The organism is Pseudoalteromonas sp. C2R02 (assembly GCF_018860845.1).
In the GTDB taxonomy this organism is placed as follows: Bacteria; Pseudomonadota; Gammaproteobacteria; order Enterobacterales; family Alteromonadaceae; genus Pseudoalteromonas.
In genome coordinates, this window is the sequence record NZ_JAHKQC010000044.1 from 55964 (window position 1) to 79405 (window position 23442).

Sequence of the window (23442 nt, forward strand, 5' to 3'; positions counted from 1 at the left end):
AGTGATTTTTGTTAAAAAATTATGAAATTGTATGGTTTTTATTCTTAAAAGATGCTGTGACTTAGTAAAAATTTGACCTGAAAATGATGATCATTAACCTTAGTTAGTAAAAATTTGATCTCCGATTTCAAAAGTTGCTCTAAAACGGCTATTAAATAGGAAATATCTGCACTTCATAAGGGGTTTAGCGCATTTTTAGCAAGTTAAGCGCTATATATTCTTCTATTAGTAAAATATTGATCCGAATATATTCTTAAGTCGTTTACTTAGTAAAAAAGTGATCTGCGGTAGATCTTTATGTGATATTGGTTAGTAAATTCATTGCAGACGGGGTTGTAGGCAATGCTTTAGCTTTGCTAAAAGGCTCAATATAGTGATGTAAGCGTAAACGCTCACCTACAAATAGATAATGACTTTAGCGTTATGTCGGTTATTCCAATTTAATGTAGGCGATGCTTTAGCTTTGTTAAAAAGTTTAGCACTGTGATGTAAGCGTAAACGCTCACCTACAAATGTATGATGACTTTAATGTTATGTCGGTTATTAAAAACTTTGGCATTAAAAAAGGCTGCAATAGCAGCCTTTGAATTGTTGGAAGGAATAAATAAACTAGAACTGGTTCATTGTATTATCTTTACCTGACGCTTTTAGTGCTGCTTCACCTGCAAAGTATTCTTTATGATCATCACCCATATCAGAGCCTGCCATATTTTGGTGTTTAACACAGGCGATGCCTTGGCGAATTTCTTTACGTTGTACGCCTTGTACATAAGCAAGCATACCTTCATCACCAAAGTAACCTTTAGCTAAGTTATCAGTTGAAAGTGCAGCTGTGTGATATGTTGGTAAAGTAATTAAATGATGGAAAATCCCCGCTTCTTTTGCTGCATCAGCTTGGAAATTACGAATTTTCTCATCTGCTAGCTGTGATAATTCACTCGTATCATATTCTTCACTCATTAATGAGTTACGATCATAAGCTGATACATCTTTACCTTCTTCAACCATGGCATCAAATACTTGCTGGCGGAAATTTAATGTCCAGTTAAATGATGGTGAATTGTTATAAACTAGTTTTGCATTTGGTACTACTTCGCGAATGGCATTTACCATAGCACCAATTTGACCCACATGTGGCTTTTCAGTTTCAATCCATAATAAATCAGCGCCATTTTGTAGTGATGTAATACAATCTAAAACACAACGCGCCTCACCAGTGCCTTTCTTGAACTGATATAAATTACTTGCTAAACGCTTAGGGCGTACTAACTTACCATCTTGTTTTATTACTACATCACCATTGCCTAAATCATCAGCTGTCACTTCATCACAATCTAAAAATGCGTTGTATTGGTCGCCTAAATCACCAGGCTCTTTTGTAACTGCGATTTGTTTGGTTAGGCCTGCACCTAATGAATCTGTACGCGCTACAATGACACCATTATCGATACCAAGCTCTAGGAATGCATAACGTACAGCATTGATTTTAGCTAAGAAATCTTCGTGAGGAACGGTTACTTTACCATCTTGATGACCACATTGTTTTTCATCTGAAACTTGGTTTTCTATTTGAATACAACATGCGCCGGCTTCAATCATTTGCTTAGCCATTAGGTAAGTCGCTTCAGCATTACCAAAACCAGCATCTATATCAGCAATAATTGGTACAACATGTGTTACGTAGTTATCAATTTTGTCTTGTACTGCTGCTGTTTCTGCAGAGTTATTTGCTGCTTTTGCTGCATCTAGCTCTCTAAATAAGCCACCAAGCTCTCTCGCATCGGCTTGACGAAGGAATGTATAAAGTTCTTCAATTAAGCCTGCTACAGATGTTTTTTCGTGCATTGATTGATCTGGAAGTGGGCCAAATTCAGATCTTAATGCCGCAACCATCCAACCAGATAGGTATAAGTAGCGACGGTCTGTATTTTCAAAATGCTTTTTAATTGAAATCATTTTTTGCTGACCGATAAAACCATGCCAACACCCTAAAGACTGCGTGTATTTTGACGTATCAGCATCATAATTATCCATATCTGCGCGCATAATATCAGCTGTATACTTGGCAATGTCTAAACCTGTTTTAAAACGGTTCTGCATTTTCATTCTAGCTGCATATTCTGGGTTAATAGATTGCCAGTTATTGCCATTCACTTGGCATAAAGTAGCTACGTGGTCGATATCTTGTCTGTAGTTAGGAGTAGTGTCTGACATATTTATTTCCATCCATATTGCTTTTAGTTGTGAGAGAGTCGCTTCAACTTTTTATGTAGCGCTTGAAGCTCTGGTATAAACAATAGGCTGATTTGTTATGATTTCGTTAATTTATAGTTTCTATCACTAACATTTTTTCAGTGAATACCTAAATCAGCTGAGTTTCGCACTTTTAACTAAAGTTAAGGTAAAGTATTGGAATACAAGAATTACACCGTTCATTGAGGCAAATAACATGACAAGTAGAATCTCTCACTCTGGGTTGCAAATAGATCAAATTTTATATGATTTTGTTAACAATCACGCTTTGCCTGATACAGGTATAAGCCAAGATGCTTTTTGGTCTTCATTTTCACAGATCATTAAAATACTAACTCCTAAAAATAAAGCTTTATTGGCTAAAAGAGATGAGCTGCAAAAGCAAATCGATGCTTATCATAAAGAAAACCCTGTATGGGATGCGCAAAAATATCAAAATTTTCTAACTGAAATTGGTTACTTAGTTACTGAAAATAAAGACTTTAGTATAGAAACTCAGAATGTAGATGAAGAAATAGCTAAATTGGCTGGTCCACAGCTTGTTGTGCCTGTTAATAATGCCAGATTTGCTTTAAATGCGGCAAATGCACGTTGGGGATCACTATTTGACGCACTCTACGGTACAGATGTTATTTCACAGGATGAGGGTGCTGAAAAAACGAAAAGTTACAATGAAGTACGTGGCTTTAAAGTTGTTCAATACGCAAAAGATTTTTTAGATAAGGCGTTACCATTAAGTAGTGGTTCTCACCATGATAGTGAAAATTATGCCATCGTTGATGGTCAGTTAATAATACGTTTACAAGGCAATTTACAAGTAACATTGGCCGATAATAAACAGCTAATTGGTTACTCAGGTCAGATACAAAATCCAAGTAATATTCTATTTAAAAATAATGGGTTACATATAGAGTTGCAAATAGATCCGCAAAGCCAAATAGGTCGTTCTGATAAAGCGGGAATAAAAGATATTATTCTAGAATCTGCTTTAACAACCATAATGGACTGTGAAGATTCTGTTGCTGCAGTAGACGGTGAAGACAAAGCATTAGTTTACAAAAATTGGCTTGGTTTAATGCAAGGTAATTTAAGTGAAAGTTTTGAAAAATCAGGCCAATTAATGGAGCGAACTTTAAACTCAGATCGTAATTTTACTAACTTGAATGGTGAACCAGCAAGCTTAAAAGGTCGCAGCATGATGTTTGTGCGTAATGTTGGCCACTTAATGACAAATCCAGCTATTTTAGATGAGAATAATGAAGAAGTTTTCGAAGGCATTATGGATGCGATGATCACTTCTTTATGTGCAATGCATGACTTACAAGGCAATAGTCCTTATAAAAACTCATCAGCTCAAAGCATCAATATTGTAAAACCTAAAATGCATGGCCCTGAAGAAGTCGCTTTTACATGTGAATTGTTTACCCAAGTTGAATCTGCGCTAAATTTACCAAAAAACACTATAAAAATGGGCATAATGGATGAAGAACGCCGCACAACTGTAAATTTAAAAGCCTGTATTTATCAAGCTAAAGAGCGTGTGGTATTTATTAATACGGGGTTTTTAGATAGAACGGGTGATGAGATCCATACCTCTATGGAAGCGGGTATTGTGATGCCAAAAGCGCATATTAAATCTCAACCTTGGATCAGTGCATACGAAAATAACAATGTAGACATAGGTTTAGCGACAGGTTTGAGTCAAAGAGCGCAAATAGGTAAAGGCATGTGGGCTATGCCTGATGAAATGGCTGCGATGATGACGCAAAAAATAGCCCATTTACACTCTGGTGCAAATACAGCTTGGGTACCCTCTCCTACAGCTGCTACTTTACACGCAACGCATTATCACACTTTGAATGTATTTGAAGTGCAAAAACCATTATTTGAGCGTGAGCAAGCATCATTAACTGATATTTTAACACCACCATTAATGAAAGAAGCATCGAGTTTAACGCCACAACAAATCCAAAATGAACTCGACAATAATGCCCAAGGTATTTTAGGTTATGTTGTACGATGGATTGATCAAGGTGTTGGCTGTTCTAAAGTACCAGATATCAATCATGTTGGATTAATGGAAGATAGAGCAACATTGCGAATATCATCTCAGCATATTGCTAATTGGTTATATCATGGCGTATGTGATGAGCAGCAAGTGATAAGTACCATGAAACGTATGGCTAAAGTGGTTGATTTACAAAACTTAGCTGATGAAAACTATACAAACATGGCAGACTCAGAGCAAAGTTTTACTAACTCAATTGCAGTGCAAGCAGCATTGGAACTAGTACTCGAAGGTACCAAGCAACCAAGTGGTTATACTGAACCTGTATTACATAAAATGCGCTTAAAGCTAAAGTCTTTAAATGATTAGTCGATAGACTCAATATCGAGTCCCTTTCGACTTTAGGCCATAACATAATTGTTATGGCCTTTTTTATTGAATAAAACACATTTTGTACAGGGGGTTTACAGTGCCAACATTTGCAATAGAAGATACTAAATCAGTCATTGATCCTTTCATATTATAAGGAAAATTAAAATTTGAATGTTAAAAAGGTTTACTATTAAGCTCTAACCAAGTTGATATAGGATTTGCATTCCAGCATGGATTGTCTTTATCACATTCATACCCATTAGGGTAATGTTCTATGTATGTTGGTTTAAAATTATTTAGGCTCCACATAAGGGATTCGTCGACATAGACCTCTAGCGTAATATTTTCAGGTTTCACTTTAAGCAGCGTTACTTTAATTTGCCCCCATGTTGCTACTTCCATCGAGACATTAAATTTAGAGTCTCGGGTATTATTACAAGTAGAAGATACTTCATCCAAACCTATTGCTAAGCGGCAACCGACCTCAATTCCGTCAAGATTAATCGTTAATCTGTATATACCATCAAGGAAAGGAGTTGTACTTTTTGGTGAGGCAATGATTTTAATATGATTTACACAGCCAATTTGTGTGCACAAAATCCCTACGGTATAGGTACTAAATGAAATACATAGAATGAAAAGAACTTTTTGCCATTGAGTAAATAGTTTTTTAATTATAGATATCATTATATGCCCCTATTTAGTAAATATGGTGACTGTAACTTTTAAGAATTATAGTTTGGTTTGTAGTTTTCGTATTATTTAAAATCAGAAAGCTTTAATGCACCTTTAAGTTGGCCTCACTTAAGCGTTGAGCGAACGCGCGCAGCAGACGTTTACACTTATATTTTGTAAAGCAAAAAATATAGACAATTTTAGTTATGTATTAATTTATTTAATGGTCATATTAAATAAGGAGCGCTTTTTAGAGTGAAATATTGTAAATGGGTAATACTTCTTTTTATTTTTCTGATTTTGTCATGTTGTGTTTTTGATGCTTCTACACCTAAAGTATCTTTCAAAATATATCTTGTTTCATATTCAAATATTAATGGCGAAAAAATTGGATGTGGTGATACATTAATCTCATTGCCAATTACGACACCTAAAAAAGGCTCAATTATTGAAACGGCGATACGTAGTTTACTGACATATCAAGATAAATCTGATTTTAAGAATATTGTTCTAAAATCAGATTTAACATTACGAACTGTTGAAATTAAAAATACACATGCGAATGTTAACTTTGATGGACAATTAAGTTTAAGTGGGGCTTGTGATATACCTAGAGTATTAGCTCAGTTAGAAAAATGATAGTATTAAATCTGTAGAGTTCATGATTGCGGATAAACCTCTATATACACATTTATCACTTAAGGACTAAATATATTGAACTTATTAGATTGATTTTATTTCAGTAATAAATTCGTACCTATAGCGCCAAGCCAAATATATTAATTGAGAATTGTCTATGTTAAATCGAATGTAAATCACAATTTAAACTCAATTAACTAAGTCTAAAAGTCAAAATAGCAGTTAATATTACACACTATTTTACAATTTTTAAGAGTTTGTACTGGCTAATTTAAGTTATAAAAAGTAGCTGTTTTTTACATACTCAATCAGTTTGACTCTTGAGCTATTTTGCCTTTCATGAGGGGCAAATAGTGATGTGACCGAATCTAATAAATTAATCGATATTTCTAGATTCTCCCGTTTTTTGCTTGATAATTCTTTATTTAAAATCAATTCATTAACGATAGATGTAGTGAGTTCTTTGGTTGCGATATCTGCCACTAAGCCGGATTGTGTACATATCCCATAAGTGCCTTTTAAGAAGTGCTGCCATTCTTGTTTTATATGATTGCTTAAGTTTTTATTGAATTTATCATCTACTGAAAAAAGACCAAAACCATTTAGCTTTTGTAACTGCGTTTTATAGCGAGCGCTAAAAACTTCAAATGCTGTTTGAGCATTTGGGGTTGTTGTTAAATCAGCTAACCAAGATAAGTAGGCTTTTGGATAAAACTCAGAGGCTTGAGTATGTTCTCCAAAAAAAGAGTCGCATTTTATATTCAGTAAATATGAGGCTGCAGGCATCATGGACTTTTGCTGATATTGATTGAAGTCTACTGAGCTTATTTTTGATTTCTCTAATAATTGGGTTTTAGTATAAAAATGCTGATTTAAATAATTTAATAAATCCATTTACAGCGCTCCATGAGTATTATTAGGTGCTTGCGTTCTATCTTGCATGCCATAATCTCTAATAACTGATGCAACACGTATACGGTAATGATCAAATATCTGATCTTTGCCTTTAGCTTGTGCTTTTTGATGCATAAATTGATTTCGCCAGTGTTTTACAGCAGCTTCATTTTCAAAAAATGATAAAGATAAATATTTTGAATTCTTGGTTAGGCTTTTAAACCTTTCGATTGAAATAAATCCCGGTATATTTTGTAAATATGCTTTGAGTTGTTTTGCTTTGTCGAAGTAATCTTGGCTATGTTCTGATTTTGGTTCAACTTCAAATATAACGGCTATCATTTTATATCCTTAGCTGCTTGTTTATACGTTTGCGGTACTATTTTTAAAAAGCTTCGGTTTTCTTCAATGATAAATTGCTGTTCTTGAGCTAAAGAAAAGTTGGCAAATCCTTGTTTATCTTTTTTAAGCCTTTCGCGATAACTTTCATAATCAGCTAAGCTATCAAAGCTTATCAAGCCATATGCAATATCGTTCGTACCTTCATGTGGTAAAAAGTAACCTAATAAATCGCCGCCACATTGTGGAATGATTTCTCCCCAATTTTTAGCATATTGTTCAAATTCATTTATTTTAAAAGGGTTTATTTTGTATTGGATAAAACATGTGATCTTTTTATTTATGCTTTGCATTTCAATTCTCTGTTATAGTTTTCAGCCAGTTTAATGGCATGGTAAAAGCTATGCTTCGATGCACACCGAACTATGGAATAAAATGAATAACACAACATCAGAGCCTAACATTGCTGTGGTTGCTAATTTAATTGGTGATAATGCGCGCGCTAAAATGCTTACAGCGTTATTAGGTGGTAAAGCACTTACGGCAACAGAGCTAGCACTTGAGGCTGATATTACGTCACAAACTGCCAGTACACATTTAGCAAAGCTAGTTGATGGTCAGTTACTTCATGTACGTAAACAAGGGCGGCATAAATATTTTCAATTAATGAATGCATCAATTGCGCAATTGTTAGAAAGTTTATTAAACATTTCAGCTAGCTTAGCACCTGAACAAGTATCAACAGGCCCAAGTGATATTAGGTTAAAACAAGCACGTATTTGTTATGACCATTTAGCAGGTGAATTAGGTGTTGAAGTTTATGACGCTTTAAAGCGACAAGATTTTATTATCGATAATGGCAGTGAAACTTTGCTAACTGATTTAGGTAAAGAATTCTTTTCATCAATTGGTTTTGATTTTAGCCAAGTAAAAAAGTCAAAGCGCCCTATTTGTAAATCTTGTTTAGACTGGAGCGAACGTCGTAACCATTTAGCCGGAATATTAGGTCAATGGATGTTAAATGATATGTTTGACAAAGGCTGGCTTGAACGCGCATTAGATTCTCGTGTAATTAATGTTTCTAATGCAGGGCTAAATCGAATTAAATATCATTACAACCTGAGTTAAAGCCCCTATAAGCATAGGATTTAATCAATATGTTTACAGTTTATAGTCACTATTAGTGTTATGAATAGTATTTGGCAAATCAATTGATTCGTAGTAGACAAAAATCAGGTAAACTAGGTATAAAGTGAATACCAGCTAATGACTGTGTTATTAGTACCTTATTATTGTCTGAGAGAGTATCGAATGAGCCTGTATTTAGAGTATGTAGCTGAAATTGAAACCCGTAAAAATGATCTAGGTTTAGCGCCTAAGCCAATTGATAGCGCTGATTTAATCGCTGAAATTATCGAACAAATTAAAGATAAAGAAAATCAGTACCGAGCTGATTCGCTTAATTTCTTCATTTATAACACGTTACCAGGTACTACAAGTGCTGCTGGCGAAAAAGCGAAGTTCTTAAAACAAATCATTTTAGGCGAGTTTGCTGTTGAAGAAATCACACCAACTTTTGCTTTTGAATTACTATCACACATGAAAGGCGGCCCTTCTATTGAAGTATTGCTTGATCTTGCATTAGGTGATGACGCGGCATTAGCGACTCAAGCGTCGGCTGTATTAAAAACACAAGTATTCTTATACGACGCTGATACAGCACGTATTGAAGCTGCTTTTAAAGCAGGTAATGTTGTAGCTAAAGATATTTTAGAAAGCTACGCTCAAGCTGAGTTCTTCACTAAACTTCCTGACATCGCAGAAAAAATTGAATTAGTGACTTATATTGCTGGTGAAGGTGATATCTCTACAGATTTATTATCTCCAGGGCATCAAGCTCACTCTCGTGCTGACCGTGAATTACATGGTAAATGTATGATCACACCTGAAGCGCAAGAAGAAATACAAGCGCTTCAAGCTAAGCACACTAACGCAAAAGTAATGCTTATCGCAGAAAAAGGCACTATGGGTGTAGGTTCTTCTCGTATGTCAGGCGTTAACAATGTTGCACTTTGGGCTGGCCAAAAAGCAAGTCCATACGTACCTTTCATTAATATTGCACCAGTAGTTGCAGGTACAAACGGTATCGCTCCAATCTTCCTTACTACTGTTGATGTAACTGGTGGTATTGGTCTTGATCTTAAAAACTGGGTTAAGAAAGTAGATGCTAGCGGTAATTCAGTTGTTGATGCTAATGGCGATGTCGTTTTAGAAGAAGCTTATTCAGTAGCAACTGGTACAGTATTAACTATCGATACTAAAGCACAGAAATTATACAACGGTGATAAAGAGTTAGTTGACGTATCTTCTGCATTCACACCACAAAAAGTTGAATTCATGAAAGCCGGTGGTTCTTACGCGGTTACATTTGGTAAGAAACTACAAACTTTTGCAGCAGAAACTTTAGGTGTTACTGCACCAGTTGTTTATGCAGCATCTAAAGAGATCTCACATGAAGGTCAAGGTTTAACAGCTGTAGAAAAAATCTTTAACCGTAACGCTGTAGGTGTTGCTTCAGAAACGCCATTACATGCTGGTTCTAACGTGCGTGTTAAAGTAAACATCGTAGGTTCACAAGATACAACTGGTCCTATGACATGTCAGGAATTAGAAGCAATGGCTGCTTCTACTATTTCTCCAATTGTTGATGGTGCATACCAATCTGGTTGTCACACTGCGTCAGTATGGGATAGCAAAGCAAAAGCGAATATTCCTAAGCTAATGTCATTCATGAACAAATTTGGCCTTATCACTGCACGTGATCCGAAAGGTGAATATCATGCAATGACTGATGTAATTCATAAAGTATTGAATGACATTACGATTGACGACCGCGCTATCATTATTGGTGGTGATTCACATACACGTATGTCTAAGGGTGTTGCGTTTGGTGCCGATTCAGGTACTGTTGCGATTGCACTTGCAACTGGTGAATCTGCAATGCCTATCCCTGAGTCTGTAAAAGTTACTTTTAAAGGTAACATGAAAGGCCACATGGATTTCCGTGATGTTGTTCATTCTACTCAAGCGCAAATGCTTAAGCAGTTTGGCGGTGAAAATGTATTCCAAGGTCGTATCATCGAAGTACATATTGGTACATTAATGGCTGACCAAGCGTTTACATTTACTGATTGGTCTGCAGAAATGAAAGCGAAAGCGTCAATCTGTATTTCAAATGACGAAACACTGATCAAGTCTATTGAACTAGCACAAAGCCGTATCCAAATCATGATCAACAAAGGTATGGAAAACGAAGCGGGTACACTTAAAGGTTTAATCGCTTTAGCTGACAAACGTATCGAAGAAATCAAATCAGGCACTAACCCTGCACTAGCACCAGATGATGCTGCTAAGTACTACGCTGAAGTTGTGGTTGATTTAGATGCAATCGAAGAGCCAATGATTGCGGATCCAGATGTAAACAATGAAGACGTATCAAAGCGTTATACGCATGATGTTATTCGTCCAGTATCATACTACGCTGATAAACCTGTTGATTTAGGTTTTGTTGGTTCTTGTATGGTACATAAAGGCGATATGCAAATCGTAGCGCAAATGTTACGTAACCTTGAAAAGCAAAATGGCAGCATTACATTTAATGCACCATTAGTTGTAGCAGCGCCAACTTACAACATTGTTGATGAGTTAAAAGCTGAAGGCGATTGGGAAATCCTTAAAAAATACGCTGGTTTCGAATTTGATGATGCACAGCCTAAAGGTGCTGCACGTACTAAGTACGAAAACATCTTATACCTAGAACGTCCAGGCTGTAACTTATGTATGGGTAACCAAGAAAAAGCTGAACCTGGTGATACAGTAATCGCGACTTCTACACGTTTATTCCAAGGCCGTGTTGTAGCTGATACTGCTGAGAAGAAAGGTGAATCTCTACTTGGTTCTACACCATTAGTAGTACTTTCAACTGTACTTGGTCGCTTCCCAACTATGGCAGAGTACAAGAGCGCAGTAGAAGGCATTGACCTAACTAAGTTCACTCCTCCTACTGAAGAGATGACAACTAAGTTTTCTGGTGAAGCTGTACCAGTTAAAATGGTTTAATACTGACAGATTAACTTTTATAGTTAACTAAGATACAAAAAGAGGGTTACTTATTTAAGTAACCCTCTTTTTTATTGCTATACAAAATTACTGCTTAGTATCGCTTTGTAATCATTAATTGAATATTAACAACCCCGAATATCCAAACTTGAATTGCATTACTACAATTTTATAACTTATATTGTTAGCTTTTGACTGAATGTTTATTCGCAACTTTTTAACGTTTTTCATTATTTTTTTTATGTTTTATTACTATTAATATATTTTTGACACGTGATAGCTGGCCTCCTTTTGAAAATCCTGATGGTACGGGCATATCTAGAGATATTATTGTTAAAGCGTTGGCATATTCAAATTCAGAAGCTGAGTTTATTGCAGTGCCTTATGCTAGAGCGCTTAGAATGACTGAAAAAGGCCTCGTTGATTGTGTATTTAACGTAACGAAACAAGGCTCAACGACAGATAAGTTTATTTTTGGCAAAGAACCCTTGTTGCAAGTCAAAGCATCATATTTTTATTCTTTAAATAATAAAATGAGTTACAAAGCCCCTGCTGACAATACTGTTGCTGGGGTGATAATAGGTTATGAATATGGAAACGAATATGAAAGTCATCGTCATAGATTTAAAGAAGTTAAGGTTTCTCATCAGCAGCAAATAATTAAAATGCTGATACGTGATAAAATTGAAGTGGCGATTATGTTTGATAAAGTTGCAGAATTTACCTTAAAAGAAATGCACAGAGATCTTGATGTAATTTATAAAGGCCACATTAATCATATTAGTGATATTTATATCGGATTTTCAAAAGAAATAGAAAACGTAGATAAAAAGATTCAGTTACTCGATATGGGGCTAAGCAAGTTAAAGTCATATATTTAATTGCTAATTTCAAATGAATTATTAATAGCTAGATTTTTGATGCGCCTGCTATCTTTTAGCAATTAACAGAAAGCTTTACCCATACCTTAGAATTAATATTATCGGATCCCTTCCTTTATCAATAAACCATATTAGTGAACCAGCGCTCAACTCTATTTTTTAATAACATGTTATTTGTTCTTTTGGATACTGGTTTACCAAAAACTCAATAAATAAACTTAACTTAATCACAATTAGTCAAAAATATTTATGTTTTTATTTTATTTATACTATTGATATTAAAAGGTTATATTTTAAAGTTTGTTATTTTCACAACTTTTCACTTCAATTCAAGACCACTCACCTTGTTTGCGTTACAAAAAAGTTAAGCAAGCGTTAATACATAATTGTTTAGTTTAAATTGGTTATTAAAAATATCTATAAAGCTGAATGATTAGAAATCTATTAACAACTAATAAAGCGTTTGCCTAACTGTTTTTTAAACATGTTTTTTTAAACACCAAGGGGAATAAAAATGTCAAAGTTAAAAATGAGTAAGCTACATTTAGCGATCAGTGCAGGGTTATTAAGTTCAGGGTTAGGATTTGCGCCTATGGCTTTAGCACAAGAATCAAAAGTAAAAGCAGATGAAGTAGAAGTAATTGAAGTAAAAGGGATCAGAGGCAGCGTTGTAAAATCTATCAATACAAAACGCTATGCAACTTCAGTTGTTGATGCTGTTACCGCTGAAGATATTGGAAAATTTCCAGATCAAAATGTCGCTGAATCATTACAACGTATCACTGGCGTTTCTATTTCTCGTAACTTTGGTGAAGGTGAACGAATTAGTATTCGTGGCACAACAGAAAGTCAAAACCGTACATTATTAAACGGGCAAGCTGTTGGTTCTGCAGATTGGTGGACAAACTCTGCGGCTAGTCGTGGTTTTAACTACACTATGTTGCCTTCGGAAATCGTATCTGGCCTTGAAGTATATAAATCACCAGAAGCTGATATTGATGAAGGTTCAATTGGTGGTACGGTAATAGTACGTACACGAAAACCACTCGATTTAGAGGCTAACAAAATTGCGGGTTCCGTACTTGCGCAATACAGTGAAGTATCAGGTGAAACCGATCCGCAACTTTCTGGTATGTATAGCTGGAAAAATGATGAAGAAACTATCGGTGCGTTAATCTCTGTTGTGCGTCAACAGCGTAACCTGCGTCGTGATGGTATTGAATCATGGAGTTGGGCGCCACGTGATATTACAATGGCTGATGGCACTGTGCATGAAGATGTTTATAGCTCTGGCGGTGGTGGTTCAGCTATGTTTTTACAAGAGCGTGTTCGCACAGGTTTAAACTTTACCCTGCAATACCGCCCGACTGATGCATTAGATATTACATTTAATGCGTTAGATTCTACTTTAGAAGCCAATAACGAAAACCAAAACTTCTTATGGATCCCTGGTTACGGTGGTTCTGAATATACAGATATTACTTTAACTGAGCACAATAAAGTGGGCACTATGGCCACAGCTGGTACATTTGGTTTATCTCCTGATGGCAATAATATTCTTGATGAAACAAAAGTACGTAACTCAAAATTAAAAACACAATCTTATGACTTAAAAGTAGAGCACGAAGGTGAAGTGTGGAATTCGAGTATTCACTTAGGTTATACCAAAGGTAGCGGCGGTTCATCGGAAGACAGAAGTGTTGGTTGGGAAGGTAATTATGTTCATAGCTATGATATTTCATCTACTGAAGATATCAAAACGAGCTATGGTGCTGATCCTGCTGATGGCAAAAATTGGGACTTAGGTTTCTTACGTTACGATAGTAATGATGCAAAAGATGATGAAAGTTACGTACAGTTAGATTTTGATCGTGCGATTGATGTATCTGTATTTAGTAACATTAAATTTGGTGTTAAATACCGTGACCATTCTCGTTTTAATACCAAACACACAACTGATGCTAAAACGGATTTAAACTGGAGTTTAGATGATTATTCTCTTGGAATGCCATCTGATTATCAAAGTAGCATAGGCTCAAACGGTACGTTAAAAGATTATGCAATTACTGATTCTGATAAAGTACGCCGCGAAGGTGATGCACTAGATTGGGATTATCGCGTACTAAAAGCCAGTACGTTTGATATTAATGAAAAAATTACAGCGGGTTATGCAAAAGCGACAATCGACGTTGAGGGCATGCGCGGTAATATAGGTGTTCGTTTAGTGCAAACACAACAATCATCAGGTGCATATGAAGGCGCTTCTGGTAGTGAGGTTTGGGTTGTAAAAGATAAAGACTACTTTGATGTATTACCAAGCATTAACTTAGCAATCGATTTAGATGATGATTTAGTTTTAAGGCTTGCAGCTGCACGTGTTATGTCTCGACCTGATTATAACTCTATGACTGCATCAACATCATATAACCTTGAAACTCAAACCGGTACAGGTGGTAACTCTGATATTGACCCATATCGTGCAACACAGTTTGATGCCGGTGTTGAATGGTACTTTAGCGAGGCTGGCATTTTCTCTGCAGCGTTTTTCCATAAAGATATTCAATCATTTATTGACCGCCCTGCTGCTTTTGAAATCCATGAAGGCGTAGAAGTACGTATTAGCCGACCTGTAAATGGTAAAGGCGGCACAATTCAAGGATTAGAGCTTGGTTTTCAACAAGAACTTTACCAAGGGTTTGGTGTATCGGCTAACTATACTTTCGTAGATGGTGAAGCTAAAAACTCAGCTGGGGAAGATATCACTATCCCTGGTAACTCAGAGCATACAGTTAACTTAAGCTCTTACTATGAAAATGAAACAATAAGCGGTCGTATTTCATATAACTATCGTAGTGGTTATGATTCTGGGTTTGATTGGCCTGGTTACATTGATGCTTATGGTCAAGTTGATGCCAATATTACTTATAACGTGAACGAAAATCTAGCTGTTGTTTTAGAGGCGATTAACTTAACTAATGAGCATACATTTAGCTACCAAGAAAAAGGCGTAGAACAAGCATTAACAGGTGTTTATGCCGATGGTCGCAGATATGTTGCTGGTGTTCGCTTTAATTTTTAACTCTTGTTTATTAATAAAGAATTTAGTCTATTTATCGGTAGTTTGAGCTTCCCCCTGATGTACAAAAGGCTCTTACAACTTGCTAACACAGGCATTTAGACTAAACCACGGAAGGTCATCTCTTGTTTCCCGCAAGAGGCAAGCAGCTAGTTTATAACTAGCTGCTTTTTTAGTTTTTGGTAATAATATCAATACCAATAAATACATGATTAATCTAAAATGCACAGGTTTATGGCCTATATTCCATAGAATCATTCAGTTACAATGGAATTTAATTATTTTAAATATAAGGTAGTATGCGTCAGGTGAATTTTAGAATTTTGCTATTAATGAGTTGGTTGGCACTGTTTTCAAACAGTATCAAAGCTGATTTATTATCAGCAACTGTCAATTATCATCAAGCAAACTACAGTTTGGCATTTGAACAGTTTGAACAACTGGCAAAATTAGGTAACAAAGACGCTATTTATAATATTGCGGTGATGTATTTACATGGCCAAGGTGTTGATAAAAATATAATAAAAGCCCACTCATGGTTTTTACTTGCCGCTGATTATGGTTTAGCAGATGCAGGTGAACATGCCGCTCTAATCGCTTCACAAGTCGCAGATAAAAAAGCACTTGAATCAGATTATAAAACACTGACAAAAGTACATTCATATAAAGTGTTTTCTAAGCAGTTACTACCCGTTTTTGATGAGGCACAAAAAAGCCAACAGGCACCCATTAGAGAATATACAGTTGATGCGCAATACCCTGAACAAGCTTATGAAAAAGGTTTGGAAGGCTGGGTTTGGCTTGAATTTGATATTGACGTTAGCGGCGCTGTAAAAGATATAGAAATATTAGACTCTTATCCTAACAATACTTTTAATCGCGCGATAACAAATGCTGTACGCCGCTGGCAATATAAACCTTTTATGGAAAATGGTGAAGCTAAAACCTTTTATAACCGTTCTTTGTTATATCATTTCACAACCTATAAAGGTAAACGGTATAAGCAAAGCTTTGCTAAACAACAAAAGCAATATCAGAAAAAAATAAACAAACTGATAGAGCAAGCTGAGCAAGGTAATTCATTAGTACAATATTACATAGCCAATTGGTTAAGTGCAGATGAACATAACGCCACGCGTTTGTTAAAATATCATTGGCATCAAGATAATGCGGGCTCAGATCTGTTGTTAAAATCAGCGAGCAATGGTTTTGCTAATTCTCAATATAGATTGGGTGCTAACTTATTAAATGGGGAACAAACTCAGCAAGATCGTAAAAAAGGCCTTAATTGGATTTTACTTGCTGCGCAAAGTGGTTTTGCACCTGCGCAATATAGGTTAGGTCGTGAATTACTTAATCGTCAACATATTGAATATGATGAAATAAAAGCTATTGGTTGGTTAAATACAGCGAGTGAACAAGGTTACTTTAGAGCGATTAGAGATTTAACAACTTTATACTTAGACAAACAAAATACTTCACAAGAAGTGGCTTCTTTAATCGAACAAGGTTTAGAAATAGACGATTCGCACCCTGAAGTTTTATTAAATTTTGCAAAATTATCGTTACTCAAAAAAGATCTAAAATCAGCAAAAAAAATCGCGTTATCAGCCCTTAATGCTGCTCAATCAAAAGGTTTTTCTACCGTTAAAGTTCAGCAATTTATAACTAAACTAAATAATTCTTAACTTGTTCTCTTAATTATACTTTTAATTCTTAACTTTACAGCACGCCAGTGGGTTTTTGGTATTTTTGGCGATTTGGATAATAAGTATTGTAATTGTTGCTTAGTTGGTTGTACTTCCCCTCCATGGGCTAAAATGATGTTATCAGGTTTTAAGTCTATTATTTTATATAATGAGTCTCTGTATCTATTTGGATAAAATACAGGAAAAGGCGGTATAAAGTGCCCTTTTACCATCACCATTAAGTCCGCAACGTAAACCTTATTTGTTGGCAGGTGATGTAATGAAATATCTCTATCTGTATGTCCTTGTGTAGAAATACATACCCAATCTTCAAAATCAGGTAAACCTTGCCCATCATCTAGTTTGTAGTCTGGATTTAATTTGCTCGGATACCACACTTTACTAGCGGGCTTATTTAAACGCTTAGCGACCCATTTCGCTAATATCATATCTGTTAAATGCATTAACTTACCATCAAAGCCTTGATACCACTGACCTTCAACATTAGATGCGGCAATTGAGCAGCCTGTTAAGTCTCTAAGCTTATGAGCTGCACCTGCATGATCTGGATGCATATGAGTCACAACAACGAGTTTTAAATCGCTAAATGAGCGTTGTAATGTTTGCGTTATAAAGGTTTTTATAACAGGTATATCAGCTCTGCTACAACCATCTAATAATAAAAGTTTTTCAGGATATTCAACTAAATAGATACATTGAATATAGCCTTGTAATTTATGTAGTATCATTTTGCCACAGACGCATGAGCGCAATTAATTAGGTATTATTAATTATGCATCAACTGGTCTGACCTTTAAAGGTTTAATCTGATATGTACAATTTAGTTCCAAAATATCACTGTATCTTAATCCAAATTTATTCAAATTATTTTATAAGCGGCTTGAATCATTCGGTTGAGATTTTCAAGTACGGCAAACGTAAAATAAATATCTGTCTGCTGATTTCATTCTTTTGTGGATCATCTTGAAGAAATTGATTGTAACGGTACAATAAAAGAGAATGCTTTAAAGGTTAGATATTTTTAAATTTACTCATAATTAGAGCAGTTTAGTTTTGCTAACCCCAAGGATAGGTTAAAGTTTATTTTGAAACTCGTATTATTACCAGGAATGGATGGAACAGGAGAACTATTTGAAGAGTTCCTGTCATACCATGATGGTGATTATTTAGTTATGACCTTGCCACAGCAGGGGCCTCAAAATCATTCTTATTTAGCTAAATCATTAGAAAAGCAATTGCCAAAAGAAGACTATATCTTACTAGCCGAGTCGTTTTCGGGTGGCATAGTACCAGAGTTACTTAAGCAAGATCTTACTAATATGAAAGGTGTTATATTTGTAGCTAGCTTTCTAAGTTGTCCTAATAGGTATCTACTACCGATAGCTAAGGTTTTGCCATTAAAAGAACTAGCTTCAGCCCCTTTATCTCAAATTGCTCATAAGTTATTATTACTTGGCAAAGATGCATCAAAAGAACTTCTGTCTAAATTTATAAAAGTAACTAAATCAATCCCCGACCATATTTTAAAAAGTAGATTAGCTGTAATGAGCCAGCAAATGCTTCCCTCAGCTACCTTTGATGTCCCCACGGTTTATATTCAAGCGCTTTCAGATAGGCTTATATCACCTAGAAAAAGCCGAGAGCTTAGCAATGTATTTAGAAATATTGAGTACATCAAAATTGATGGACCTCACTTTTTATTACAGGCAAAACCGAAAGAGTCCTCACAAGCAGTTGCTAAAGCCGCAGTATTAATTATGAATCATCAAGGGAGTTCATAATGCCATTCACTCCAATACACATGGGACCTGGAATCCTTATCAAATCATTACTGCAAGGCAGTTTTAGTTTAATGGTATTTGGCTGGACGCAGATTGTTATGGATATTCAACCGCTCATCGTTTTAATTTCAGGTGAAGGTCATCTACATGGTTTTACCCATACCTATATTGGTGCAATATTAATTGCTATTTTTGCAGGATTGACTGGTAAATACTTATCAGAGTTCGGCTTAAAAATACTTAGGATTTCAAAGAATGAAAACCCTATTTCAATTTTGTGGTGGGTGGTGTTTATAAGTGCTTTTATTGGCAGCTTTAGTCATGTTTTATTTGATAGCATTATGCATTGGGATGTTGAACCATTCTTCCCCTTTACCTTAAACAATCAGTTTTTAGGATTGGTTTCTGTGCCGATGTTACACAAGGTGTGTCTATATAGCGGTTTAATTGGAGCAGCTATTTACTACGGAATTAATTGGCGATTAAAGGGAGAAGCTAAGTGAAAAAAGTAATCGTCCTTGGCGGATATGGAAATTTTGGTAAAAGAATCGTTGAGAATCTGAGTAGTATTGAAAATATAACAATATTAATTGCTGGTCGAAATATCAAAAAATCATCAGAATTAGTGGCTAATCTAAAAAATACTTCAGTGGCTAAGTTAGAGCTATTAGCCATTGATATTTTTGCTGATGATTTTAAAGAGCGATTAGCTACCCTATCACCTTATCTTGTTATTCATACGGGGGGCCCTTTTCAAGGACAAGATTATCGGGTGCCTAAAACATGTATTGAGTGTGGCGCTCATTATATTGATCTAGCCGATGACAGAAGGTTTGTTTGTGATATCTCTGAACTAGATAAACAAGCAAAAGATAAAGGTGTATTAATCGTAAGTGGCGCGAGCTCAGTGCCGGGATTATCTTCAGCCGTTATTGAGCGCTATCATAATCAATTTAGTATCATAGATTCTATTAATCTAGCAATTGCTCCGGGGAATAAAGCAGAACGTGGATTAGCAACAGTTGAAGCAATTCTATCTTACACAGGACACCCTCTAAATGTATTTAAAGATGGTCGCTGGCAAGATGTTTATGGTTGGATGGATTCTAAAGTAAATGACTTTGGCGGCTTTATTGGCAAGCGTCACTTAGCTAATGTCGATGTGCCTGATCTCGAGCTGTTTCCTAGCCGATATGGTGTAACACAACAAGTTAGCTTTCAAGCTGGCTTAGAGCTCCCTCTGTTACATAAAACCATGGTGGGCATGGCTTACCTTTCAAAAATTGGTTTAGTAAGAAATTGGGCACTGTTATCAAAAGCTATCGTAAGCGCCAGTAATATATTCCTTCCCTTTGGCAGTGATAAAGGCGCAATGGAAGTGCTTATTTGTGGTAAGAGCAATAATGGTAATGCAAAAAAAATAAAGTGGACCTTGTATGCGCCAAAGGGCAACGGCCCTTATATTCCAACGCTTTCCACTATTATTTTAGCAAGAAAGCTTTTGAGTAGTGATAAGCAAAGATCTCAACAGGAAACAGGCGCTAAACCGTGTGCAGGTATGTTTGAATTAAGTGAATTCGATACTTATTTTGATGCGTTAGGTATTCACTATGAAGAACAATTACTTGTAGAAGAAATGAATGAGAAAAGATGATGGAATATTATTTAACCCTTAAATTGATCCACATTCTAGCTGCTGTTGTTGTAACTGGCACTGGCACTGGAATTGCTTTTTTTATGTTTATGGCTAATAGGTCTAACCATCCTCAGTCAATTTATATAACGGCCAAACATGTAATTTTAGGCGATTGGATTTTCACTACACCTGCTGTTATTACCCAAATAATAACAGGGATACTTTTAATGAACTTTCAAGGATATTCATTTTCAGCGCCTTGGTTTTATTGGGTTATGGGACTGTTTTCTTTCATCGGAGTATGTTGGTTACCTGTACTTCGTATTCAATACAAACTACGTGAATTAGCCAAGATATCTGTAGAGTCAAACCAAGTTACACCGGAATTTAAGTCACTCATGAAAACTTGGATACTGTTAGGTATTCCTGCTTTTACAGCAATAATAGGTATTTTCTGGTTAATGGTTTTTAAACCATTTCCTGTTGCTTAGGAATTAACTATGACACAAAAAAACCAAGAAAAATTATATAAAGCTGGGATATATTCATTGGCTTTTGTATGGATTTTTACAGGTCTAACCTCCACTTATTTCGCTCCTGAAATTGGTTATGACATTCTAGCAAGTGCTAATATCACAGGTGCTATGGCAGACTTTTCCGTTTATGCTGGCGGTGTTTTAGATATTGTACTTGGTCTTTGGCTTCTGAGCTCAGTCAAAATTAAGTTATGTTGCACTGTGCAAGTAGCAACGATAGCGCTTTATACGATAATATTAACTGTTATCGATGCGAGTTTCTGGTTACATCCATTTGGGCCTATAACTAAAAACATTCCGATCCTTGTTTTGATTGGCTTTATATATGCTAATAACGTTAATATAAAGCGTTTTTGAGTAAAAGAACTTCTCTAATATTCATTCATTACTTTTTGTTTCACATGATTTAAAAAAGCCTTTAACCGTGCCGATTGCTGAATCTTAGGCGGATGTATCACATAAATTTGATGTGCGAGTTTTTCTTCGTGATTTAATAACGAAACAAGTTTTTTATTACGTAGATGCTTTTCTACAAAATAGTCCGGTAAGCGGGCGATTCCTCTGCCATCAAGGGCTTGTTGTAACAGCGAAAAATTATCATTTAAACTTATCCAGCCAGTTATAGGAACAAGAGAGTTTTTAAATGACCATGCTGATTGATGTTCAGCCGTTAAACATTGATGACCAGTCAAATCTACTATTGATTCAGGCTTTCCATGCTTTTTTATGTAATTGGCTGAAGCCACAATAGTGTGTTGATACGTTAATAATGATTTTGCCACCATATCTAGAGGCGGACTTTTAGTAGAGCGAAATGCAATATCAAAGTCTTTTTTATTGAGATCGTGACTTTCATAACTGGTATTTAAAGTAAAGGTTACACCCGGGTGTTTTTTGTGAAAATCATCGCAAATGTCATATAAAAATCTATGTGCAAATAACAAGGGTGCAGTTAGCTTTAATTCACCTTCTAGTTCATTTTTTTCATGATGAATGTCTCTTTCCATTGAAGTGAGCGATATTTTTATGGATTCCATACATGCAAGCACGTGTTCTCCATCCTTTGTTAGGCTCACATGGCGTGTTGAACGATTTAACAAATTAGTATTGAGTTCACCTTCAAGGAATTTAATTTGTTCTGATAAATGGCCTCTTGAAATGCCCATGTTTTCTGCTGCACGTGAAAAGTTAAGTTCTTTTGCTACATGGCTAAATAGCATGAGTCGTTCTATTCGTTTATGTTCTTTCATTACCATCTTTAAGATAGGTTACTGGCTAATTCACTTATTATAGTTTGATATACCGAATAGTGAATTCATTATTGTTAGCTGATAAAGATAAATATCGCCTTTAAAATACGGTTATTGAAATAACAAAGGCATATCATGAAAAAATTACCTATTCATCAATATTTACCTCATGCGAGTGAGCTAGTTTATGGCTGCATGGGCTTAGGCGGAAGCTGGAACAAAGATCCATTAACGCAAAAAGACTTCATGCAAGCACATCAAGTCATTGAACATGTTTTAGATTCTCAAATTAATTTTTTTGATCATGCTGATATTTATCAGTTTGGTAAGGCTGAACAAGTTTTTGGTAAGGTATTAAAAGAAAATCCATCATTAAGAGAGAATATGATCATTCAATCTAAGTGTGGCATTAGGTTTGAAGATAAAAGTGGCCCTGCCCGCTATGATTTATCAGGTGAATGGATCTGCGAATCTACAAATAATATTTTGGCGCGTTTAAATACAGAATACCTTGATGTGTTAGTACTCCATAGACCTGATCCCTTAATGGATCCTGAGGAAATAGCGCAAGCTTTTGCTGATTTAAAAGCAAGCGGAAAAGTGAAGTATTTTGGCTTGTCTAATATGCATATTTCACAAGCTGCATATTTAGCACAAGCAATAGAGCAACCGCTTATCGTTAATCAACTAGAGCTTAGCTTAACCAATTTAAATTGGCTTGAAGAAGGGGTGTTTGCAGGAAACCCTGATGGCTCGCATGTTAACTTTACGAGTGGTACCTTAGAGTACGCACGTAGAAATGATATGCAAATTCAATCTTGGGGTAGCTTAAGCCAAGGGTTATTCAGTGGCAAAGATATCTCAAAAGAACCAATCGGCATACAGCGTACAGCTGAGTACATTAAAACACTCGCTGATGTATATAATACTTCACCAGAATCTATCGTACTTGCTTGGTTACTGCGTCACCCAAGCGCCGTTCAGCCTGTTATTGGCTCAACAAATATTCAACGTATTAGTGCTTGTAAACAAGCATTAGCAATTAAGTTAACCCGTGAGCAATGGTATCAGATATATATATTAGCGCGCGGAGCTAAATTGCCTTAAGAATAAATTAAGCGCTCTGAGTTTATTAATTAAGTTCAGAGTTGCTTTATAGCTCTAAAGCGAAAATAGAGATACAAAAGCAAGTAATTGATTGAATCATAATTGAATCTTGGATACTGTACCTTTATTAATAAGTCGCTGTAAGTTAATCGAACTATCGTGTTCGC

General features: G+C 35.7%; 20 protein-coding genes. 13 read left to right on the top strand and 7 right to left on the bottom strand.

The features are described 5' to 3' along the window. Window positions 1-609: 609 nt before the first annotated feature. Window positions 610-2214 carry an isocitrate lyase gene (locus KO527_RS21780; protein WP_216042348.1) on the bottom strand — a complete coding sequence of 535 codons (1605 nt, stop codon included), beginning with the start codon at window positions 2212-2214 and terminating at the stop codon, window positions 610-612. Between the two features lie 235 nt (window positions 2215-2449). Between KO527_RS21780 and KO527_RS21785 the strand changes: the two genes are divergently transcribed. Next, the gene (locus KO527_RS21785) at window positions 2450-4630 is read left to right on the top strand and encodes a malate synthase G (protein WP_216042349.1); all 2181 of its coding nucleotides are present in this window, start codon (window positions 2450-2452) and stop codon (window positions 4628-4630) included. Window positions 4631-4807: 177 nt separating this feature from the next. Here KO527_RS21785 and KO527_RS21790 read toward each other — a convergent pair whose 3' ends face one another. Continuing rightward, on the bottom strand, window positions 4808-5320 hold the full coding sequence (locus KO527_RS21790; protein ID WP_216042350.1) for a hypothetical protein: 513 nt from the start codon (window positions 5318-5320) through the stop codon (window positions 4808-4810). Window positions 5321-5563: 243 nt separating this feature from the next. Here KO527_RS21790 and KO527_RS21795 point away from each other — a divergent pair, with 243 nt between their 5' ends. After that, window positions 5564-5947 (top strand): hypothetical protein, encoded by a 384-nt coding sequence (locus KO527_RS21795; RefSeq protein ID WP_216042351.1) that lies wholly within the window; start codon window positions 5564-5566, stop codon window positions 5945-5947. Between the two features lie 276 nt (window positions 5948-6223). On the opposite strand, the gene KO527_RS21800 is transcribed toward KO527_RS21795, so the two are convergent. From KO527_RS21800 to KO527_RS21810, 3 genes are read right to left on the bottom strand one after another with little or no spacing between them, the layout of a single operon-like run. Continuing rightward, window positions 6224-6841 (bottom strand): DUF6058 family natural product biosynthesis protein, encoded by a 618-nt coding sequence (locus KO527_RS21800; protein WP_216042352.1) that lies wholly within the window; start codon window positions 6839-6841, stop codon window positions 6224-6226. Further along, window positions 6842-7183 carry an antibiotic biosynthesis monooxygenase gene (locus KO527_RS21805; protein ID WP_216042353.1) on the bottom strand — a complete coding sequence of 114 codons (342 nt, stop codon included), beginning with the start codon at window positions 7181-7183 and terminating at the stop codon, window positions 6842-6844. Beyond that, window positions 7180-7533, bottom strand: a complete 354-nt coding sequence (locus KO527_RS21810; protein ID WP_216042354.1) for an NIPSNAP family protein — start codon at window positions 7531-7533, stop codon at window positions 7180-7182. The genes KO527_RS21805 and KO527_RS21810 overlap by 4 nt, the downstream gene beginning before the upstream one ends. 82 nt (window positions 7534-7615) lie before the next feature. On the opposite strand from KO527_RS21810, the gene KO527_RS21815 reads away from it, so the two are divergent. The 5 genes from KO527_RS21815 to KO527_RS21835 all read left to right on the top strand — a co-directional run bounded on the left by KO527_RS21815 (window position 7616) and on the right by KO527_RS21835 (window position 16944). Further along, a complete protein-coding gene (locus KO527_RS21815; RefSeq protein ID WP_216042355.1) occupies window positions 7616-8308 on the top strand; it encodes a winged helix-turn-helix domain-containing protein in 693 nt (230 codons plus the stop codon). 183 nt (window positions 8309-8491) lie between these two features. After that, entirely contained in the window at window positions 8492-11299 is a 2808-nt protein-coding gene (locus tag KO527_RS21820) for a bifunctional aconitate hydratase 2/2-methylisocitrate dehydratase (protein WP_216042356.1), read from the top strand. Window positions 11300-11565: 266 nt separating this feature from the next. Then, window positions 11566-12180 (top strand): transporter substrate-binding domain-containing protein, encoded by a 615-nt coding sequence (locus tag KO527_RS21825; RefSeq protein WP_216042357.1) that lies wholly within the window; start codon window positions 11566-11568, stop codon window positions 12178-12180. A gap of 514 nt (window positions 12181-12694) precedes the next feature. After that, window positions 12695-15259 carry a TonB-dependent receptor gene (locus KO527_RS21830; protein ID WP_216042358.1) on the top strand — a complete coding sequence of 855 codons (2565 nt, stop codon included), beginning with the start codon at window positions 12695-12697 and terminating at the stop codon, window positions 15257-15259. Between the two features lie 305 nt (window positions 15260-15564). Next, window positions 15565-16944 carry a TonB family protein gene (locus KO527_RS21835; RefSeq protein ID WP_354668648.1) on the top strand — a complete coding sequence of 460 codons (1380 nt, stop codon included), beginning with the start codon at window positions 15565-15567 and terminating at the stop codon, window positions 16942-16944. Here KO527_RS21835 and KO527_RS21840 read toward each other — a convergent pair. Further along, window positions 16941-17693 (bottom strand): MBL fold metallo-hydrolase, encoded by a 753-nt coding sequence (locus KO527_RS21840; protein ID WP_216042359.1) that lies wholly within the window; start codon window positions 17691-17693, stop codon window positions 16941-16943. The genes KO527_RS21835 and KO527_RS21840 overlap by 4 nt on opposite strands. Window positions 17694-18050: 357 nt before the next feature. Here KO527_RS21840 and KO527_RS21845 point away from each other — a divergent pair, with 357 nt between their 5' ends. The 5 genes from KO527_RS21845 to KO527_RS21865 are packed head-to-tail and all read left to right on the top strand — an operon-like array spanning window position 18051 to window position 21275. Then, window positions 18051-18746, top strand: coding sequence for a hypothetical protein (locus tag KO527_RS21845; RefSeq protein WP_216042360.1), 696 nt, complete (start codon window positions 18051-18053; stop codon window positions 18744-18746). Continuing rightward, the gene (locus KO527_RS21850; protein ID WP_216042361.1) at window positions 18746-19249 is read left to right on the top strand and encodes a metal-dependent hydrolase; all 504 of its coding nucleotides are present in this window, start codon (window positions 18746-18748) and stop codon (window positions 19247-19249) included. The genes KO527_RS21845 and KO527_RS21850 overlap by 1 nt, the downstream gene beginning before the upstream one ends. Beyond that, complete coding sequence (locus tag KO527_RS21855; protein WP_216042362.1) at window positions 19246-20400, top strand: saccharopine dehydrogenase NADP-binding domain-containing protein; 1155 nt, start codon at window positions 19246-19248, stop codon at window positions 20398-20400. The genes KO527_RS21850 and KO527_RS21855 overlap by 4 nt, the downstream gene beginning before the upstream one ends. Next, window positions 20400-20873 carry a DUF2269 domain-containing protein gene (locus tag KO527_RS21860; RefSeq protein WP_216042363.1) on the top strand — a complete coding sequence of 158 codons (474 nt, stop codon included), beginning with the start codon at window positions 20400-20402 and terminating at the stop codon, window positions 20871-20873. Before KO527_RS21855 ends, KO527_RS21860 begins: the two co-directional genes overlap by 1 nt. A gap of 9 nt (window positions 20874-20882) precedes the next feature. Further along, window positions 20883-21275 (top strand): DoxX-like family protein, encoded by a 393-nt coding sequence (locus tag KO527_RS21865; protein ID WP_216042364.1) that lies wholly within the window; start codon window positions 20883-20885, stop codon window positions 21273-21275. Between the two features lie 14 nt (window positions 21276-21289). Here KO527_RS21865 and KO527_RS21870 read toward each other — a convergent pair whose 3' ends face one another. Continuing rightward, window positions 21290-22168, bottom strand: coding sequence for a LysR family transcriptional regulator (locus tag KO527_RS21870; protein WP_216042365.1), 879 nt, complete (start codon window positions 22166-22168; stop codon window positions 21290-21292). A 135-nt stretch (window positions 22169-22303) separates the two neighbouring features. Between KO527_RS21870 and KO527_RS21875 the strand changes: the two genes are divergently transcribed. Then, window positions 22304-23275 carry an aldo/keto reductase gene (locus KO527_RS21875; protein WP_216042366.1) on the top strand — a complete coding sequence of 324 codons (972 nt, stop codon included), beginning with the start codon at window positions 22304-22306 and terminating at the stop codon, window positions 23273-23275. Window positions 23276-23442: the final 167 nt, after the last annotated feature.

Excerpts from the sequence above, each read along its gene's own strand:
- KO527_RS21780 (WP_216042348.1), bottom strand. The coding sequence starts at position 2,214 with ATGTCAGACACTACTCCTAACTACAGACAAGATATCGACCACGTAGCT.
- KO527_RS21785 (WP_216042349.1), top strand. The coding sequence starts at position 2,450 with ATGACAAGTAGAATCTCTCACTCTGGGTTGCAAATAGATCAAATTTTA.
- KO527_RS21790 (WP_216042350.1), bottom strand. The coding sequence starts at position 5,320 with ATGATATCTATAATTAAAAAACTATTTACTCAATGGCAAAAAGTTCTT.
- KO527_RS21800 (WP_216042352.1), bottom strand. The coding sequence starts at position 6,841 with ATGGATTTATTAAATTATTTAAATCAGCATTTTTATACTAAAACCCAA.
- KO527_RS21805 (WP_216042353.1), bottom strand. The coding sequence starts at position 7,183 with ATGATAGCCGTTATATTTGAAGTTGAACCAAAATCAGAACATAGCCAA.
- KO527_RS21810 (WP_216042354.1), bottom strand. The coding sequence starts at position 7,533 with ATGCAAAGCATAAATAAAAAGATCACATGTTTTATCCAATACAAAATA.
- KO527_RS21815 (WP_216042355.1), top strand. The coding sequence starts at position 7,616 with ATGAATAACACAACATCAGAGCCTAACATTGCTGTGGTTGCTAATTTA.
- KO527_RS21820 (WP_216042356.1), top strand. The coding sequence starts at position 8,492 with ATGAGCCTGTATTTAGAGTATGTAGCTGAAATTGAAACCCGTAAAAAT.
- KO527_RS21830 (WP_216042358.1), top strand. The coding sequence starts at position 12,695 with ATGTCAAAGTTAAAAATGAGTAAGCTACATTTAGCGATCAGTGCAGGG.
- KO527_RS21840 (WP_216042359.1), bottom strand. The coding sequence starts at position 17,693 with ATGATACTACATAAATTACAAGGCTATATTCAATGTATCTATTTAGTT.
- KO527_RS21850 (WP_216042361.1), top strand. The coding sequence starts at position 18,746 with ATGCCATTCACTCCAATACACATGGGACCTGGAATCCTTATCAAATCA.
- KO527_RS21860 (WP_216042363.1), top strand. The coding sequence starts at position 20,400 with ATGGAATATTATTTAACCCTTAAATTGATCCACATTCTAGCTGCTGTT.
- KO527_RS21865 (WP_216042364.1), top strand. The coding sequence starts at position 20,883 with ATGACACAAAAAAACCAAGAAAAATTATATAAAGCTGGGATATATTCA.
- KO527_RS21870 (WP_216042365.1), bottom strand. The coding sequence starts at position 22,168 with ATGAAAGAACATAAACGAATAGAACGACTCATGCTATTTAGCCATGTA.
- KO527_RS21875 (WP_216042366.1), top strand. The coding sequence starts at position 22,304 with ATGAAAAAATTACCTATTCATCAATATTTACCTCATGCGAGTGAGCTA.